We start from the raw sequence: 3,917 nt of genomic DNA, 5'->3' as shown, positions 1-3,917 counted from the left end.
ACTTTTAAGACTAACCTCAGATTTTGCATCGTATAGTCGGAAAACCTTCCCTTATTTACTCTAAAACAAGATTTATTCTGAATTTAACCGAAAAATCTCCGTGTATATACTTTCGCTTGTTACTCATTTACCGACAATATATCCTGATAAAAAAGATCTCAAATATCTGGACATAAAAAACGCTGCTTTCCACGAGGAAAACAGCGTTTTTTTATGTTTTATTAGATGACACCATGAGCAATCATTGCATCTGCTACTTTTTTGAAGCCCGCAATGTTTGAACCATAGACTAGGTTTCCAGGATGGCCGTATTCTTCAGCAGCATCCATGCTGTTGCGATAAATGGAAGCCATGATATCCTGTAGCTTGCTGTCAACTTCTTCAAACGACCAAGAAAGTCTCATGCTGTTTTGTGACATTTCAAGGGCTGAAACGGCAACTCCACCAGCGTTAACGGCTTTCCCAGGTCCAAAAAGAACATCACTTTCTAAGAATAAATCAATTGCCTCTAATGTAGAAGGCATGTTAGCACCTTCGCCAACAGCTTTTACTCCATTACAAATGAGGGTTTGCGCGGATTCACTATCAATTTCATTTTGAGTCGCACATGGTAATGCGATATCACAAGGAATCGACCAGATACCTGAGCAGCCTTCAACATACTCTGCTTCTGGATGCTCTAAGACATATTCCTTAATACGTTTGCGCTCTACTTCTTTAATGCGTTTGATTGTTTCTAAGTTTAGGCCATTCGCATCGTAGATATAACCGTTCGAATCACTACATGCAACAACCGTTGCTCCAAGCTGTTGAGCTTTTTCGATTGCATAAATAGAAACATTACCAGAACCTGATACTACAACTGTACTTCCCTCGAAAGAAAGACCTTGTTCCTTCAGCATTTCTTCTACGAAGTAAACAGTACCGTATCCTGTAGCTTCTGTACGGACAAGGCTTCCACCGTAACCAAGACCTTTTCCGGTAAAAACGCCTGCTTCAAAGCTACCGCGCAGTCTTTTGTATTGACCGAACATATAGCCAACTTCTCTTGCACCTACACCGATATCACCTGCTGGAACATCAACATCTGGACCGATATGTCTAGCTAGTTCAGTCATGAAGCTTTGCGTGAAGCGCATGATTTCATGTTCTGATTTTCCTTTTGGATCAAAGTCAGATCCACCTTTACCGCCACCGATCGGAAGACCAGTTAAGGAGTTTTTAAGGATTTGCTCAAAGCCGAGGAATTTAATGATACTTGCATTTACGGAAGGGTGGAAACGCAATCCGCCTTTATACGGGCCTAGTGCACTGTTAAACTGAACACGATAGCCACGATTCACATGAATTTGGCCTTGGTCATCTACCCAAGGTACACGGAATGTAATCATTCTTTCCGGTTCAACGATTCTTTCTAAAATAGCATGCTTCATATACTTTGGATTTTTAGCAAATACAGGTACAAGCGAAAGGAAAATTTCTTTCACCGCCTGATGAAACTCAGGTTCATGAGGATTTCTCTTTTTAACCTCCTCATATACTTTGTTCATATAATCGGTTGCTTGTTTTAACTCTGGTACAGGAATAGACTGTTCAATCATAGCCATCGTGTACATTCACCCTTTCTTTGCTATATATTTTTAGAGATGTTCAAAAAGTCTGCCCTTTTGAACACATATTTTTTCAGTAAAAATCAACGGACAATTTTATCTGTAAATTCTTGATATTAATCATTTTATAATGAATAATTAATCTAAGCAATATTAATAAAAGATATAAACGATGCCGAAATTAGATGAATCGAGGAGAAAGCCTAGTGGAACTCAGACAACTGACCTATTTTATTGAAGTAGCAAAACGAGAACATGTGACGGAAGCGGCAAATTCAATGCATATTGCACAATCGGCGGTAAGCCGGCAGTTATTCAATCTTGAAGCCGAATTAGGTGTAGATTTATTTATTCGGGACGGACGAAATGTGAAGCTAACTCCAATCGGAAGAGTTTTTTTAGATCATGTCGAGCAGGCATTAAATGTGTTAGATAATGCAAAACGTGAGATTGAAGAATATTTAGACCCAGAACGCGGAACAATTCGGATTGGCTTTCCTAGTAGCCTAGCTGCTCATACATTGCCAACGGTTGTATCTGCATTTCGAGACCGCCATCCACAAGTGAAGTTTTCCTTATCACAAGGCAATTACTATTCGTTAGTCGAACGTGTGAAAACGGGTGAAATTGATATGGCGTTGCTTGGTCCTGTACCAAACCAGGAAAAAAAACTCATCGGAACCACATTGTTTACCGATAAAATGGTGGCGCTTATGCATCGCTCACACCCATTGGCATCCAATAAGTCATTGAGTCTAAGTCAGCTAAAGGAAGAGCAATTTGTGTTATTTCCAAATGGCTTTGTGTTACGTGATATTATCGTAAAAGCCTGCAATCAACTCGGGTTTCAACCGACTGTTTCATTTGAAGGAGAAGATATAGATGCAATCAAGGGACTTGTATCAGCAGGACTTGGAATTACAATCATACCTGAAATAACCTTGATTGAAAATATTCCTCATTCGACTGTGAAGCTCCCGGTCGTACACCCAGAGGTAACTCGTTCAGTAGGTGTGATTATTCCAAAAGAGCGAAAATTGCTCCCAACGGAACAAATCTTTTATGACTTTTTAAAGGACTATTTCTCCTTTTTAGACAAATTTCAATATTAGGATTCGTTGTATTTCCTCGGAAATAGGAGGAAATTGTCGATTGTTGGGGAGCCTATAGCAGGCTCCATTTTGAATCAACCAACCAATTTTAATCCAACAGCTGAACTGATAATGAGTGCAATAAATACGAATCGTTTCCAATCCTTTGACTCTCCGTACAAAAGCATCCCTAGTATTGCTCCACCAGATGCTCCTATTCCAGTCCATACTGCGTATGCAGTCCCCATAGGCAATGTTTTCATGGCAATACTTAGAAAGAGGAAACTCCCACCGAAAGCCGCAAGAAGTAAAACAAGTGATTGCCAATTTTTCTTTTTATGAAGTTGATTGATCATCATGACTCCTAACATTTCTAAAAGCCCAGCGATAATAAGAGATATCCAAGCCATTAACCTTCAACTCCTTCCGTATCTTCCTCTTTTGTAACAAGTTTGAGTCCAATTACTCCAACTAGTAGCAAACCTATTAGTAGAAGCTTTGTCATTTTAACTGGTTCATTAAAAAACAGAATCTCGGAGATTACGGTACCAGCAGTTCCAAGCCCAACAAAGACAGCGTAAGCCGTTCCGACCGGCAATTTTTTACCTGCAGCAATTAGCCCATAAAAACTGATATAAATCGCAATCGCTGTTCCTGTCCATGTCCAAAAACTATCTGCGTGCTTTAAGCCAATCACCCAAAACACTTCAAAAAATGCCGCCACAATGATTTTCGTCCATTCTAAATTCATATATAAATTCCTCCTAAACATATTCGGTTAAAAAGAAAAAGCCCGAGAGATTATAACAAATGTATAATCTCCCAGGCTTTTATCCCTCCGTGGCATAGCAATTTCGCTATGAGTTTTCTCTCGGACCAGACTAGCATAAAGCTACGGAACCCTAGAAAACCTTTTTATTCAACTGACATCATTATACAATAGAAACTTTTTTGTAGAAAGAGGGAAATTTTGCTTGTGGATGACCTTAGGGACCAAGGGGGCGGTTCGTGTGGTTCCGGATAAGTACTCCTCGATGGGGAGAAGGAGCATGTACCGCAAGAAGGGTCTAGTGATACACGTTGAGAGAAATGGTGTTAGGGCATGCACCGCAAGAAAGGACTAGCGGTACATGTTGAGAGAGAAATTGTTAGGGCATGCGCCGCAAGAAGGGTCTAGAGATACATGTTGAGTAAGAAATTGTTAGAACATGTACCG

At 40.0% G+C, this 3,917-nt stretch carries 4 protein-coding genes and 1 riboswitch; of the genes, 1 reads left to right on the top strand and 3 read right to left on the bottom strand.

The window, feature by feature from the left end; all coding sequences use genetic code 11:
• Positions 1-221 precede the first annotated feature (221 nt).
• A complete protein-coding gene (gene gdhA / locus V7112_RS00865) occupies positions 222-1,601 on the bottom strand; it encodes an NADP-specific glutamate dehydrogenase (RefSeq protein WP_438823846.1) in 1,380 nt (459 codons plus the stop codon).
• Between the two features lie 215 nt (positions 1,602-1,816).
• Between gdhA and V7112_RS00860 the strand changes: the two genes are divergently transcribed.
• The gene (locus V7112_RS00860) at positions 1,817-2,722 is read left to right on the top strand and encodes a LysR family transcriptional regulator (protein ID WP_335413986.1); all 906 of its coding nucleotides are present in this window, start codon (positions 1,817-1,819) and stop codon (positions 2,720-2,722) included.
• A gap of 74 nt (positions 2,723-2,796) precedes the next feature.
• On the opposite strand, the gene V7112_RS00855 is transcribed toward V7112_RS00860, so the two are convergent.
• Positions 2,797-3,111 (bottom strand): DMT family transporter, encoded by a 315-nt coding sequence (locus V7112_RS00855; protein WP_335413984.1) that lies wholly within the window; start codon positions 3,109-3,111, stop codon positions 2,797-2,799.
• Complete coding sequence (locus V7112_RS00850; RefSeq protein ID WP_335413982.1) at positions 3,111-3,452, bottom strand: DMT family transporter; 342 nt, start codon at positions 3,450-3,452, stop codon at positions 3,111-3,113. Before V7112_RS00850 ends, V7112_RS00855 begins: the two co-directional genes overlap by 1 nt.
• Positions 3,453-3,518: 66 nt before the next feature.
• Positions 3,519-3,618: riboswitch (guanidine-I (ykkC/yxkD leader) on the bottom strand.
• Positions 3,619-3,917 lie beyond the last annotated feature (299 nt).

This window comes from Bacillus sp. JJ1566 (genome assembly GCF_036962685.1).
In the GTDB taxonomy this organism is placed as follows: domain Bacteria; phylum Bacillota; class Bacilli; order Bacillales; family Bacillaceae_L; genus Ferdinandcohnia.
This window is presented reverse-complemented; position numbering and strand designations above follow the sequence as displayed.

Excerpts from the sequence above, each read along its gene's own strand:
- gdhA (WP_438823846.1), bottom strand. The coding sequence starts at position 1,601 with ATGATTGAACAGTCTATTCCTGTACCAGAGTTAAAACAAGCAACCGAT.
- V7112_RS00855 (WP_335413984.1), bottom strand. The coding sequence starts at position 3,111 with ATGGCTTGGATATCTCTTATTATCGCTGGGCTTTTAGAAATGTTAGGA.
- V7112_RS00850 (WP_335413982.1), bottom strand. The coding sequence starts at position 3,452 with ATGAATTTAGAATGGACGAAAATCATTGTGGCGGCATTTTTTGAAGTG.